Annotated in this window: 11 protein-coding genes; 8 read left to right on the forward strand and 3 right to left on the reverse strand. The window is 50.2% G+C overall.

Annotation, left to right across the window (positions count from 1 at the left end):
- The first annotated feature begins 6 nt into the window (after positions 1–6).
- Together RCO25_RS07340 and RCO25_RS07345 are read left to right on the forward strand one after the other, a co-directional pair.
- A complete protein-coding gene (locus RCO25_RS07340; protein ID WP_308995489.1) occupies positions 7–915 on the forward strand; it encodes a helix-turn-helix domain-containing protein in 909 nt (302 codons plus the stop codon).
- 153 nt (positions 916–1068) lie between these two features.
- Positions 1069–2283 (forward strand): MFS transporter, encoded by a 1215-nt coding sequence (locus tag RCO25_RS07345; protein WP_308995490.1) that lies wholly within the window; start codon positions 1069–1071, stop codon positions 2281–2283.
- Positions 2284–2453: 170 nt separating this feature from the next.
- On the opposite strand, the gene RCO25_RS07350 is transcribed toward RCO25_RS07345, so the two are convergent.
- The 3 genes from RCO25_RS07350 to RCO25_RS07360 all read right to left on the reverse strand — a co-directional run bounded on the left by RCO25_RS07350 (position 2454) and on the right by RCO25_RS07360 (position 4874).
- Positions 2454–3683, reverse strand: a complete 1230-nt coding sequence (locus RCO25_RS07350) for an amidohydrolase family protein (RefSeq protein WP_308995571.1) — start codon at positions 3681–3683, stop codon at positions 2454–2456.
- Between the two features lie 203 nt (positions 3684–3886).
- Positions 3887–4603, reverse strand: coding sequence for a twin-arginine translocase subunit TatC (tatC, locus tag RCO25_RS07355; protein WP_308995491.1), 717 nt, complete (start codon positions 4601–4603; stop codon positions 3887–3889).
- A gap of 13 nt (positions 4604–4616) precedes the next feature.
- Positions 4617–4874 carry a MerR family transcriptional regulator gene (locus RCO25_RS07360; protein ID WP_308995492.1) on the reverse strand — a complete coding sequence of 86 codons (258 nt, stop codon included), beginning with the start codon at positions 4872–4874 and terminating at the stop codon, positions 4617–4619.
- Between the two features lie 316 nt (positions 4875–5190).
- Here RCO25_RS07360 and RCO25_RS07365 point away from each other — a divergent pair, with 316 nt between their 5' ends.
- The 6 genes from RCO25_RS07365 (at position 5191) to RCO25_RS07390 (ending at position 13332) form a co-directional block, all read left to right on the forward strand.
- Positions 5191–5376 carry a twin-arginine translocase TatA/TatE family subunit gene (locus RCO25_RS07365; protein WP_308995493.1) on the forward strand — a complete coding sequence of 62 codons (186 nt, stop codon included), beginning with the start codon at positions 5191–5193 and terminating at the stop codon, positions 5374–5376.
- 209 nt (positions 5377–5585) lie between these two features.
- On the forward strand, positions 5586–6647 hold the full coding sequence (locus RCO25_RS07370) for a LacI family DNA-binding transcriptional regulator (protein ID WP_308995572.1): 1062 nt from the start codon (positions 5586–5588) through the stop codon (positions 6645–6647).
- Between the two features lie 287 nt (positions 6648–6934).
- On the forward strand, positions 6935–9739 hold the full coding sequence (locus RCO25_RS07375) for a beta-galactosidase (protein WP_308995494.1): 2805 nt from the start codon (positions 6935–6937) through the stop codon (positions 9737–9739).
- A 66-nt stretch (positions 9740–9805) separates the two neighbouring features.
- Positions 9806–10726, forward strand: coding sequence for an ABC transporter permease (locus tag RCO25_RS07380; protein ID WP_308995573.1), 921 nt, complete (start codon positions 9806–9808; stop codon positions 10724–10726).
- Between the two features lie 12 nt (positions 10727–10738).
- Positions 10739–11650: a carbohydrate ABC transporter permease gene (locus tag RCO25_RS07385; RefSeq protein WP_308995495.1), complete on the forward strand. Its 912-nt coding sequence runs from the start codon at positions 10739–10741 to the stop codon at positions 11648–11650.
- A gap of 77 nt (positions 11651–11727) precedes the next feature.
- The gene (locus tag RCO25_RS07390; protein WP_308995496.1) at positions 11728–13332 is read left to right on the forward strand and encodes a DUF3502 domain-containing protein; all 1605 of its coding nucleotides are present in this window, start codon (positions 11728–11730) and stop codon (positions 13330–13332) included.
- The last annotated feature ends 119 nt before the right edge of the window (positions 13333–13451 follow it).

A 13451-nucleotide genomic window follows, 5' to 3' on the forward strand; every position in this document is an offset into this window, starting at 1 on the left:
TAAGGGATGCTCGTGCTTGAAATACAAACGCCGCCAATGCCGCTGCTGGCCGCAATCGGTCATGCGTTTTGGCCTCCGGGCGTGATACATGCCCAACGCCAATTCGAAGTATTTGATTTGCTCGTTTGCGCAAAAGGCGCATTATACATAGAAGAGGATGGTATTAGCTACGAGGTTGAGGCAGGGATGCTGCTTGTGCTTGAGCCCGGAAAAACGCATCGCGGGTATCGGCCAAATGATATAGAGACCGAAGTATACTGGATCCATTTTGACTATCCGCTGCCTTCGGAGCCGATTTTGAAGGAGAAAACAAATTGGCAGCAGCCGCTGCTGCAGCGAACGGACCAAGATATCGTTCCTTATCCCGCAACGCTCCATATTCCTAAATTCGCAGCGATAGATTTACGCACGGTTTTGCCGCTGCTGGACAAGATGCTCAGCTTGCATCAAGTGCTTACACGCCGCAGAGCTTTTGAATTGCAGGTGTTATTCGGGGAGCTGTTGGTCCAATTGCAAAATGGATGGATAAAAAACAGCTCGCAGGCTCGTTCGTATTTTCTTTCCGAAAAGGTTGCCTCCTATTTAGAAAGCCGAATAGAACAACCGTTTGACTCTGCTCGGATGGAGCATGACCTGCATTATCATTTCGATTATTTGGCACGCTGCTTAAAGCAATATACAGGAATGAGCCCCATGCAGTACCGTCATCATTTGCAGATCGAGCGCGCGAAGCGGCTGCTCGCTCATTCCGAGCTGCCGCTTAAGGAGATCAGCGAGCAGTGCGGACTTGCAGACTACACCTATTTCACTCGCCTATTTAAGAGGCAAACGGCGTTAACACCCGGTGAATACCGCAAGCTGAAGCAAGTATTCCGTTTGGATGAAGGAGAGCATTCCAATAAAGATCCGCTCTAAGCTCAAAAAAACTTGTTACGCTTAAACAAAATAGGTTTTGTGGGCGTTTTCTTGTGGATACGCCCCTTTGCGGTTTTTGAACAATTGGTAAAGGAGGCGTATAGTGGGTACTAGTGAGTTAGGATCGGATATTGATCAGCAGGGCAAGGAGGGATGACTAAGTTGCAATCATGGCAGCGTACAATGTGGATTCTTTGGTTCGGCGTATTGTTTTGCAGCTCAAGCTACACGATGTCTGTTCCTTTCCTGCCGTTGTTTCTCTTCGATTTGGGCGTGCCGGAGAGTTCCGTTAACCTATGGGCAGGCGTTGTACATTCCTCGGCCTTTCTTGTCGGGGCCGTGATGGCGCCCTTGTGGGGATTGCTTGCGGACAAGTATGGGAAACGGAAAATGGTCATTAGGGCAGGACTCAGCTTAGCCGTTATCTATTCCTTAATTGCATTTGTGCAGACGCCGTGGCAGCTCGTCGGCGTTAGAATGCTGCATGGCTTCGTAGGCGGCTTCGTCCCGGCATCCATGTCGATTGTAGCCACGGTCGCGCCGAAGGAGAAGCTGGGCTGGAGCCTTGGCATGATGCAGGCGGGTACGATGACCGGCGGTATTCTCGGTCCGCTTTTTGGCGGTCTGCTAGCGCAAGCCTTCGGTTTGAGGAGGTCGTTCGTTGTAGCAGCTATCATCATATTGGCTGCAACAGTGGCAGTCATTATTTGGGTGAAAGAAGGTAAAACGGAAGCGACGGGAGAGAAAAAAGAGAAGCCGGTCACGTACCGTATGGCTTTCCGCAACCGTGCCCTTATGAGCATGCTATTGCTGCTCGCGTTGTTCCAGCTTTCGGTAAATATGATTCAGCCGCTGCTTACCCTGCATATCGCTAAGCTGCAAGGTGGATTGCAAGGAGCGGTATTGTCAGCGGGCTTTGTGCTCTCGCTTATCGGGATCGCCGGCATTTTGGCTTCGCCAATCTGGGGGAGGCTGGGCGAGAGAAAAGGCTATTACCACATTCTCGTCGTATGCCTGCTCTGTGCCGGACTGGTCGTAAGCATGCAGTTTTTTGTACAGGATTTATGGCTGTTTGCGGTTGTGCAGTTCGTATTCGGCTTGTTTATGGCCGGGATATCTCCAATCGTCAATACGCTTGTTGTGCAGAGCACAGATGAGCAGTTTAGAGGCAGATCGTTTGGCCTGACCACGAGCGCCAATCAATTCGGGTCCATGCTTGGACCTCTAATCGGCGGTTTGCTTGGACTGGCAGTCGGTATCCACTGGATATTTGTCGCCACAGGAATGATCATGTTCGCGGCAGGCATAAGCATTTGGCTGCGGCGCCGGCATGAGATTGGGCGAGCAAGGACTGCTGCCAAAAGCTAGGATGGAAAATACATAAAAAAGCTAGTCGGCTCTTATTGGGAGCGGCTAGCTTTTTTTGAAAATATAAGAGAATATAAATTTCAATCTTATACGATGCTTATATTTCACCGCGAAACGAGCTTTTGCTGCAAGGACGGCGTCAGCCGTTTACGCTTGACGCTTGGAAGCAGTTATCTCTTAGGTTTCACCGCTTCTAGCGAGCCGGAGGAAAGTGTGCCTTTGTGCAAAACCGCTTCGCGCTTCGGCAGCCGAGCGACCGTCTCGGCTGAGCAGCTTGCCGCAACAAGCACGGCGGTTGCGGCATCGCCAACCTTAGGCCATACTTGCTTGCCCGACTCGTCTAAAGGAGTAATACCGCCGGTTGCGAGAGAAATAGCTCTAGATAAGTTGTATTCGCTTGACCAGCCGTATAACTGCGCGGCAAGATGCGATTTTTGCAGCGTATCGCCGATGCCGAACGGCGACCAGTGATCGGTGATGCTGTCATTGCCAAGCAGGACGTTAACCTTCTGCTTCTGAAGCAGCGGGATCGGCATGACGCTTTTTCCGATGGGCACGGAGGAAGCGATGGATATGCCGAGCGAAGCCAGGCGATCCGCCATTTCAACATCGGCGCCTGCCGTCAGAGAAGCGAGCGAGAAAGCGTGGCTGACCGTAACCTTCCCTTGAAGGCCAGCTTCCTCGGTCAGTTCGGCCAAGCGGCGGATGGCCTTGATTCCCGTTTCACCTCCCTCATGGAGGTGAATGTCGATGCCAGCTTTATAATCCACGGCGATTTGTACCATCGTTTGCAGCGATTTTTCCATGTCGACGTCAACTAGGGTAGGATCTAATCCGCCGACATGCGTGACACCGAGCTGCATGGCATCGCGCATAATGCTCTCAACATTGGAGCGAAGCAGGCCATGCTGCGGAAAAGCGACGATTTCATGCGAGATTTTATCCGAATAGTTAGCTAAGGCCAGCTTCAAATTCTCTAAATTTTTGAGGCCTACGGTCGGATCGATGTTACAGTGGCTTCGAACGTAGGTTGACCCGTAGCCCAATATAAGCTCTATGAGTTTTTCGGCCCGTGCCTGAGCGGTTGGCAGCAGCTGCGGGAGCAAGGTTTGTTCCTCGATAATCCGGTCAAAAATGCCGTTTTTCGTCGGTCGGACCGCCCGCCATGGCCCTCCGTAAAAGGTCTTATCCAAATGGATGTGCATATCCCGGAAGGAAGGCAGGAGCAGCATGCCCTTTGCGTCGTAACAGTCGATGGTTTTGCCGTAAGCGGCTTTCGTATCGAGTATTTTAGTAATTTTACCTTTGTCGATTTGCAGGTTGCGAAGGACGGTTTCGGTTGCGACAACCTGCCCGTTCTCATATTTATACCCGCTCTCCAGACGTACGTTTAACAGCATATAAGAGCTGTTTTTCCCTGGTTTCTTGGACTTTGAATCCTCTTTCTTCGCTTCGGCGGCTGCGCTGGCGGAATCGGGGGAGAAAAGGCCCATGGTGCCCATAACGCCAATAACGGCAGACGCACCGCCTATTTTGCTGACGTTGCCAATAAACTCTCTGCGGGACAAGCCTTTATTTTCTTGATCCATCTATAATTCCTCCTCTAATCTCTTTTTTTGTTTGCCCATTTTGCAAGGGGAAAGCTCGCTTCGAACAAAATGACTAATGGGATGAGCACGATGAAGGCGGATAAAAAATCGGGCGGTGTCAGTATGGTAGACACGGTAACTAAGATGACATAAGCGAATTTTCTGCTTTTCCGAAGACGCTCTGGCGTAACAAGCCCAAGCCTGGCCAAAAAAATAAGCACGATCGGATATTCGAAGGCAAGGGACAACGGTAAAATGATGCGCAAAAGAAATTGAATGTATTGTGCGGCTCCGTAAGTTTCAACTAAACCCATGGAGCGGGTAACGGAAGACGCGAACTGGACAGCCATCGGAAAAACGATAAACCAGCTGAAGGCAAGCCCGATAAGAAATAACAGAAACGCGAACGGGATAAGCCAGGGAAGTGATTTACGTTCTTTCAAAGTCAAAGCCGGCTTAACGAACAGCCAAACCTGAAGCAAAATAAACGGAATGCAGGCGCCGACGCCTATCACAACTCCAGTTTGCACGTAGAGCTGCAGCGCGTCAAATGGCGAGAAGGCATTCCATAGAATCGGCTGGGCAGGCGAATAGGATTGCTGCAAATAGGCCAGGACGGGGCGGACTAGCGCAATACCGCCGCATAAAGCAAAGGCAAACATAATCAGGATATAAATGATTCTTCTGCGCAGCTCGGTTAAATGATCGATGAGACTCGGTTGTGCCAGCATAGGGTAAGCCCTCCTAACCATTCGCCGCGGAGCTGGTCCTGCGCTTCTTGGCGCTGTGCCTGATCTCCGCAGTCATCCATCCGATCTCCATTTGCTCGCTAATCTCAACCAGCTTCTCAATATCACGGAAGGAATATTTGCGAGTGCCTCCGATGGTTCGTTTAGGGCAAATAAGCTTGCGAATTTCATAGTAACGAATTCGTCTTTCCGATAAACCGGTCAGCTCGCTTACCATTCCGATATTCATGACTTGTTTATCCATAAACGACATGATGACAGCTCCTTTTGCTATGTGTTGGCGTTGCAAAAGCCACTCCCTTCTATTCGTGTTATAATAACTGACGCAAACTAGATGTGTACCTAATGATAATGATGGAGATATAAGCTGTCATTAGATCATGTACCCAACATTTTATAATAGAATTAGACGGATCGTACAACCGGGAATTTGCCTCTATATTATGAAATTTTTCCTTGAAAAAAACCGTGTCATATTATCTGACATACTTCGAGACGCCTCCTAATGGCTTCTGCTATTGTGAAGACATCGCAGTAGATTCCTATAACTAAGAATGAGGTGATGTGCCATGCTGCAAAGTATTGGATTGCCAGGGTTAATCATGATTCTAGTCGTCATTTTAATCGTATTCGGGCCCTCGAAGCTCCCTGAACTCGGGCGGGCGGTTGGCCGTACGCTGCATGAATTCAAAAGCTCCGCGCGCGAGCTCGTAACGGAGAGCAAGGATGAACAGGAAAGCAAAGGCAGCGCATAAGAGAGAGGCTGTTCCTTCAGATTGATGTCTGAGGGGGCAGCCTTTTTTTTGCATGTCAAATGATTTTCAGGTAAAAGAATCCATAAGGGGCGGGCATTCGGAATTATCTTTGGATTAATTTGTAAATCAGGAATTGTGCTCGTTCCTATTTGATCCAAAGTCTGTTATTCTACTGAATGATGGAACTTTGGACGAAGGAGTGTGCCGCTATCAAGCCGGTAACTGTCTATGATATTGCTAGGGAAGCTAACGTCTCGGTAGCCACTGTGTCGCGTGTAATCAATAACACGGCACCGGTTAAAAAATCGACGAGAGACCGTGTGATGGAGCTGATAACGAAGCATCAGTTTCAGCCGAATGCGCTTGCGAGAAGCTTGTTCAAAAAGGAAACAGGGATGATTGGCGTCATATTGCCGGATATTACAAATCCTTTTTTTCCAGAGGTGTTGGCTGGCCTCGACCAGGAGGCGCGCAGCAAAGGGTATACGTTTTTTTTATGCGATACGGTATCGACTAATGGCGACTCAGCAGAGCAGTATGTGCGGGAATCGCAATATTTGAGCATCCTTATGGAGAAACAGGTAGACGGCATTGTGATGATTGGTGGAAGAATCAATCTAGCCAAGCCAAGCAAGGAGCTGGTTAGCGAGGTTGTGGAAGCAAGCAAGCGGGTACCGCTGCTGCTCATTAACGGGAGCCTGCCCGGGGAGGGCATGACCCGCGTGTATACCGATGAGCTTGAGGGAGCAGAGCTTGCGACGCAGCATCTCATCGATCTTGGGCATAAGAATATTGCTTTTGTCGGCGGGTATAGTCATATGTCCAACACGGCGCAGCGCATACGGGGCTTTGTCAAAACAATGGAAAAAAACGGGCTGCGGACCCGCAAGGAATGGATAATCGGCGGAGGCTTCTCCGTAGAGAACGGCAAGCTGTTCATGAATCAGCTGCTTGAGCTGCCGGAGCTTCCAACCGCTATTTTTTGTGCGAACGATCTATTAGCCATCGGTGTGATGAAGACGGCCCATAAAGCAGGAATCCGCGTGCCGGAGGAACTGTCGCTGATTGGCTTTGATGATATCCCTTACGCCTCGAACAGCATACCGGAGCTGACTACGATTTCTTTGAAATGCTATGATGTTGGGCGGACTGCAGCCGAGCTGCTCCATCAGATGATTACCAAAAACAAGGTGAGCAAAAGCACGAAATTAAGGCCTGAGCTGGTTGTCAGAGAGTCTACGGCCCCGCCGCGAGAAACGAATAACGCTTAAGAATCAGTTTTAAAATAATGATTGACAACGCTTACATTTGTGAATAAAATCAAGATGTCGAAAGATTATATGGTGTCGCCTTTAAGAATGTAACCCGTTACATGATCAGCTAGGCCTCTTCCTACAAAATAGTTATCCCATTGATACACATCAGAGTACCGTGCAGATTCACGTTCTGTTTATACCGGTCATTGAGAGTGTATTTATTTTTATCTAAATATGTAACCCGTTACATGAAACGGGTTACATATTTCTAGCTTTTAACCTATTTTGTTGGAGGTTATAACATGTTCATGGATATTGAAGCGAGAGCAGCCGTGCAATTTGATGCGGATGCCGTGAAAATTGGGGACACCTCACATATTTTGCTTTGCGCATCCTTGTTTTACTTCCGCATTCCAAGGGCGCTTTGGAAGGAACGGATGGCGCAGCTCAAAGCATTCGGTTATAACAGCATCGATGTTTACTTTCCGTGGAACTATCATGAAACGGCGGAAGGGAAATGGGATTTTAGCGGAGAGCGCGATGTATCTGAATTTTTAGCGGCGGCGGCGGAAGCGGGCTTATATGTCGTTGCCAGACCGGGGCCTTATATTTGCTCCGAATGGGATGGCGGCGCCTTACCAGCTTATCTGCTGACAAAGGAGCTGAAGCTTCGCGATAACGATGAGGGCTTCCTCAGCTATGTTGCGAAATGGTTTGACCGCATATTGCCTTTGTTGAAGCAATACCAAGCAGGAGAGGGCGGAACAGTCATTGGCGTTCAGCTCGATAATGAGCTCGATTTCTATGATTGCCATGATCCTAAAGGATATATCAGCGCATTGCGCGATATGGCTTTGAGCCACGGAATTACAGTTCCGCTGTTCGCTTGCGCGGGCCAAGGCGGCATCCTGCAAGCATCAGGGCTGGCCGAGAACGTTGTTCCAACCTGCAACTTTTATCCGGATAATCGTGAACTTGATTTCGAGCAGAAGGTGCTGCATTATAACGGAACCTTAGCGGGACTCGGCTACCCGCTGCTCGTAACGGAGACAAATCGGGCGCATTACCTGCTTCGCAGATTGCTTTCCTGCGGGGCGAAGCTGCTCGGTCCTTATCTGCAGGTGTCAGGCACGGATTTTGGGTTTACAAACGCCACGAACAATTGGGGCAAGCCGCTCGCATTCATGACCTCGGATTATGATTTCGGCGGAATGATCTCGCCGGAAGGACATATTCGCGAGGAAGCCTATGAGGGTCGTTTGCTTAGCAGATTGATTACGGCTTATGGGGCTCCGCTCGCGGAGGCGGCAGCCGGAAATGGACTATCCACCGAATGGGTCTTAGCTGGTGACCGCTACCGGGTAGCAGGCCCCTACGCCCTGCAGCTAAAAGGCGGCGGAAGCCTTCTGTTTGTAACGAATTTGGATGAGCGTGATAAAGAAGTAGCCATGATGGCTGCCGATGAAGCGAATGCTCCCGCGGAAGGCGGATTTACGCTTAGAGCGGGGCGGTCGCTGGCGCTTCCTTGCCAGGTTCCGCTAAGCCTGTGGGGCTTTGAGGGGCTGCTCGTGTCTTCGACCGCAGAGCTGTTTCTGGCGGAACAATCAACCGAAGGGGCTAATCTTGTCTTTCACTCGGAGGGAAAAGGCGTCATTACGCTTCAGCTCGATTCGAAAGCTGAGCTGAAAGCGGATCATGCAAGGGCCGAATGGTCGGAAGGGCGGCTAACGATCGCGTTCGACGGTGAGGAGGACAGCTGCTGCTCGATTCTTATGGGGGATGGGCGTGAGCTAAAACTTTTTATAACGGATAGAATGAAAGCGCTTTATATAGAGGGTATCGACGAGAACGGCGATATTCAACTTGGGGGGCCGTTCAACTATCCAGACATGCCGGAGACTGCGGCAGGAGAATGGAAGCTCAGCGTCTTGGACGCCGGCGCAGGACCAATGAACGTAAATCCGGATAACGGGCGAACAATACTGGAGCAGGCGGGTTACTTGGAGCAAACAGGGATATACCGCGGGTTTGCCTGGTATGAAGCGGCTGTTCGTCTGCCGGAAGGCAAAGCGGTGCAAGGCTTTATAGTACGGCAGGGCAGTGATGTTGTATCGCTTTATGCGGACAGTCAATATGCAGGTACGCTAACGCCTGGCGGGGGCAGCGCCTTCATTCCGTTCAGCAAAGAGCTGCATGACGGAAAGCTGCTTGCCCGGGTGGAAATTTGGGGCCATTCAAACTTTGATGACGCGAGGCTTCCAGGCCTTCGTCTTCATGCGATGAAGGGCCTCGGAGGGGTGTCGGCGATAACGGAGACGAGGGACCTCAGCCGCAGCTGGAGCGTATACCGCGCGGCGGATCGGGCTTTGCGCAAGGAGCTCGTCGAATCACCCGATGACAGCATGTGGCCGATCGTTAATTTCGGAGGCTGGATGTCTCCGGACCATCCCGCATTCGAATATTACCGGAAGAGTTTCCAAGCTTCTGCGGACGCGAGCTCGTGGACGCTGCATTTCAAGGGCTTACAATCCCTTGCCCGCCTATTCATAGACGGCAAAGAGATTGGAGCCGTTCATCCCTTCGATCCTTATATTGATATTTCGGGGCATGTAACGGCGGGAGAGAAAGTAGTGCTCACTGTTTATGTTGAGCGGGTGCTTGGTCTTCCTTCCGGGCAGGTTCTCCTCTATGAGGGCCATGAGGCTGAAGGATGGACGGTAAGCGCTGCTGAAGAAGCGGAGCTGTTCGAGCATGCGGAAAGCGAACAGACAAATGCATCAACGAAGGAATTTCCTATCCTGCTTGCGCCGGGCGAGACGGCATGGCTCTTTACTTCCACGGTGAATTCGGAGGCCGGCGCAGGCTGGCGGGCAAAGGCTGCCGGAACGGGGCTTAAGCTGACCGTATTTCTGGAGGGACGGATCGTCGGACGAATTTGGCTTCCGAGCGATGCGAACAGGCCCGTGTTAACGGGCGGCAGTCCGGATTCCTTTTATTTACCGGGAGCTTGGTATGAGGCGGGCAAGGGAAGCTTGGCGATCATGCTGGAAGCTGTAGACCGGGAGCGGCAGGGACGATTGGAATCGATTCAATTTATATCCGTCTAGTTACGAGGGGGAATTAGCATGGAAACAACCATAGTCGAAAGGGAGCCGCAGAGGAAGCTTCAACGAATGAGCGGAGGCAAGATGAAACGCTTCTGGAACAACAAAACGCTTCTGCTCATGTGCTTGCCGGCCATTGCCTTTTTTGTCATCTTTGCATACCTGCCGATGCCTGGCCTGTATCTAGCGTTTATTAACTACAATTACTCGGATGGTATTTTCAAAAGTCCGTTCGTTGCCTTCGATAACTTTCGTTTTCTCGTTATTAACGGTGATCTATGGCGGCTTTCGTTCAATACGGTGGCCTACAATCTGGTATTCATTGTTTTGGGGAACGTGCTGCAAATTTTCGTTGCCATACTGCTGAACGAGATCCGCCGCAAATGGTTCAAAAAAGTTACGCAGACGCTCATGTTTCTACCGCATTTCATATCGGCGGTGCTTATCGGCCTGATCGCCTATAACATTTTGAGTTACGATTACGGGATTTTGAACAGCATACTGGAATCATTCGGCATGGAGCCTGTAAAAACGTACTCCGATCCCAAAATATGGCCATTTATTATCGTGTTGACCTTCCTCTGGCAATCAACCGGTTACGGCTCCATCGTTTATTTCGCGGCAATCATGGGACTCGATAATGAGATTATCGAGGCATCGGAAATCGACGGCGCGAACGCGTTCCAGCGCATCATTTACATCGTGCTTCCGTGGCTGAAGCCAACCTTCATCATTCTGATGCTGTTCTCGCTCGGCGGCATTCTTAAAGGAAATTTCGGTTTGTTCTTCAACCTTGTTGGAGCCAACAATACGGCCTTGTATCCGACGACCGATATTATTGAAACGTATGTGTTCCGCTCGCTAATGACGAACTTCAACTTCTCGATCGGCAGCGCTGTGAGCCTCTATCAATCCGTATTCGGTTTTGTGGTCGTCTTGACCGCGAACTGGCTTGTGAAAAAGACTTCGCCCGATAACTCGTTATTTTAGGAGGTGCCAGATATGGAAAACAAGGAAGAATCACGCAGCATTCGTACAGACGTAAGCGGTTTAATTGTAAAGGTATTCGGATATTTGTTCATCTCGTTTTTTTCGCTATGCTGTCTATTACCTTTCTTGCTCGTTCTCGGCACTTCGCTGACGGCGGAGGGGACGATCAAGAAATACGGCTTCAATTTTTGGCCGCGCGACTTTAGCTCCTTTGCTTACAAAATCGTATTTGAGAATCCTGATCTCATTATCGGCTCCTACCTGGTTACTATGGGAATTACGATAGTAGGGACGGCCTTTGGGCTCTTCCTCGTAGCGATGACCGGCTACGCGCTGCAGCGTCCGGACTTTGGCTATCGGAACGGCATTTCCTTTTTCATTTATTTTACGACGCTGTTCTCAGGCGGGCTTGTTCCGTTTTACCTGCTCATGACGCAGTATTTGTCGCTAAAAGACAACTATTTGGCCGTGCTGCTGCCGGGACTGCTTAGCCCGTTTCTTATTATTATGATGAAAAGCTTCGTTCGCTCCATCCCGCATGCGATTACCGAATCCGCCAAAATCGACGGAGCAGGCGATTTTACGATTTTCCTAAAGCTCATTCTGCCTATGACGACGCCGGCTCTTGCTACAATCGGTCTGTTTATCGCACTGGGGTACTGGAACGAATGGTACAACTCGATGCTGTTCCTCTCGCCGGATATGAAGTACCGTCCGCTCCAGCTGTTCTTGTATAACGTGGTGACGAGCGCCGACTTTATCCGCAATTCCTCGGCAGCGTCCAATGTGCAGCTTCGGGATATGCCGCTGGAATCCATGAAGATGGCTACCGCGGTCGTAGCGACCGGACCGGTCATTCTGTTTTACCCATTCGTGCAGCGTTATTTCATCAAAGGAATTACGGTTGGCGCTGTAAAAGGCTGATGTGCCGAGGGCCGCTAAAAAGGCCACTTCACATAACGGGCAATGCCCGATTTATGAAAACAAAGGGGAGAAGTGCGATGATGGGTTTCAAGAAGGTTTCCGCCTTGCTGATTGCCATGATGATGATCATCAGTCTTGCAGCTTGCTCAGGTAATAACGGGGAGAAAAACGAAGGCGGTAAAAATGCCGGAACAGGCAATAACGGCAGCACAAATACGGCGGATGGAAACAAAGGGGCGGATACGTCCAAGTTCGTCAAAGTCAGCTACGTTGTACTGGGCGACAAGCCGAAAAACGGGCAGTTCGAGAAGGTTTTAGCTGAAGTTAACAAAAAAATGAAAGAAAAAATCAATGCCGAGCTCGAGTGGAAATGGGTGGAGTGGGCAGATTGGCAAACCAAATACAACCTGCTGCTGGCGTCCGGCGAAGCGGTCGACCTGATTACGATCGGGACCGACTGGCTGGATACTTGGGGCAATGCGCAGCGCGGCGCATTTATGAACCTGGATGATTTGCTGCCGGAATATGCGCCGCAGACATGGAGCTCTATTCCTGAGGAGGACTGGGCAGAGAGCAAGTATAACGGCAATATCGTACTGATTCCGGAAAACGATTACACGCAATGGGTTAACCACGGCTTCTTCTACCGCGGCGACTGGGCGAAGGAAGCGGGCATTACCGATCCGATCAAGGATTGGGAAGGCATCGGCCAATACCTCCAGTTCGTAAAGGATAACAAAGAAGGCGTCGTTCCATGGGATGCGGTTGCATCAACAAGCACTTTTGGAGGCTATGCACAGTCCTACACGGATCATCTGGAGCTTCCGATCTCAACCGGTTATTTGCCGGTATTCACGACGAAATCCTATGATGAGAAATTTACGGTAGTTAGTCCGGTGTTCGAAGATACGTTCCTGAATTTCGCTACGCTGATGAAGGATTGGGCGGATAAAGGCTACTGGCGCGAGGATGTGCTGAATAATAAGAATGATAACCGCTCTGCACTGCGTGCCGGCTTGTCAGGCCTTGATCAGCATCATACTCAAACCTTCGGCGGACTGCGCGTGCAGATGGATAAGGATCAAGCGGGCTCCGAGCTGCAAATGTTCCCATTTAACCGCACGGGCGGCAACAATTTGACTGAGCTTTCCATCACGCATGGCGGAACCTCCGTCGGAGCGCACAGCAAAAACCCTGAACGTGCACTTATGGCTTATGATCTCATCCGCAATGACGAGGAAATTTATCACCTGATCAATTACGGTCTGGAAGGCGTTCAATACGAAGTGAAAGACGGCAAACGCTTGCAGCCTGAAGGCTATGACGAAGCTAAGGATGCTTTCTACGCTGACTTCTGGGGCGGCCGCGTCGACAAATTTGAAATCCCTAGCATAACGACATGGGATCAGTTGGAAGAAACATTGTACGCGGAATACGACAAAATCAAAAAGCCTTATCCTTATGGCCAATTCGTGTTTGATAAAACACCGGTTGAGGCCGAGCTTACAGCGATTACGCAAGTAACGGGCGAGATGGGCCCTGCGATTACGTACGGCAAAGCAGGCGATCCGGCGCAGGCTGTCGAGCAATTCCGCAGCAAGCTGAAAACTGCTGGCTACGACAAAGTGCTTGCCGAGCTTCAGAAACAAATGGATGCCTACAAGAAGCTGATCGAAGGTTAATAATGATTTAAGCGATGCAGCGCAAGGGGAGAGCTTCATGCACGATAGTGTGCGTCTCCGCTTGCGCTGTTTGGCGTTTAAACCCACTTTGGTCAATTATAATCAAGTGGCGGCCTATG

Source organism: Paenibacillus sp. LHD-38 (assembly GCF_031157315.1).
Classification (GTDB): domain Bacteria; phylum Bacillota; class Bacilli; order Paenibacillales; family Paenibacillaceae; genus Pristimantibacillus.

What these genes read in the sequence shown, in the direction of transcription:
- RCO25_RS07385 (WP_308995495.1), top strand. Translation starts at nt 10,739, where the DNA reads ATGGAAAACAAGGAAGAATCACGCAGCATTCGTACAGACGTAAGCGGT.
- RCO25_RS07375 (WP_308995494.1), top strand. Translation starts at nt 6,935, where the DNA reads ATGTTCATGGATATTGAAGCGAGAGCAGCCGTGCAATTTGATGCGGAT.
- RCO25_RS07340 (WP_308995489.1), top strand. Translation starts at nt 7, where the DNA reads ATGCTCGTGCTTGAAATACAAACGCCGCCAATGCCGCTGCTGGCCGCA.
- RCO25_RS07345 (WP_308995490.1), top strand. Translation starts at nt 1,069, where the DNA reads ATGACTAAGTTGCAATCATGGCAGCGTACAATGTGGATTCTTTGGTTC.
- RCO25_RS07365 (WP_308995493.1), top strand. Translation starts at nt 5,191, where the DNA reads ATGCTGCAAAGTATTGGATTGCCAGGGTTAATCATGATTCTAGTCGTC.
- RCO25_RS07390 (WP_308995496.1), top strand. Translation starts at nt 11,728, where the DNA reads ATGATGGGTTTCAAGAAGGTTTCCGCCTTGCTGATTGCCATGATGATG.
- tatC (WP_308995491.1), bottom strand. Translation starts at nt 4,603, where the DNA reads ATGCTGGCACAACCGAGTCTCATCGATCATTTAACCGAGCTGCGCAGA.
- RCO25_RS07360 (WP_308995492.1), bottom strand. Translation starts at nt 4,874, where the DNA reads ATGTCGTTTATGGATAAACAAGTCATGAATATCGGAATGGTAAGCGAG.
- RCO25_RS07380 (WP_308995573.1), top strand. Translation starts at nt 9,806, where the DNA reads ATGAGCGGAGGCAAGATGAAACGCTTCTGGAACAACAAAACGCTTCTG.
- RCO25_RS07350 (WP_308995571.1), bottom strand. Translation starts at nt 3,683, where the DNA reads ATGCTGTTAAACGTACGTCTGGAGAGCGGGTATAAATATGAGAACGGG.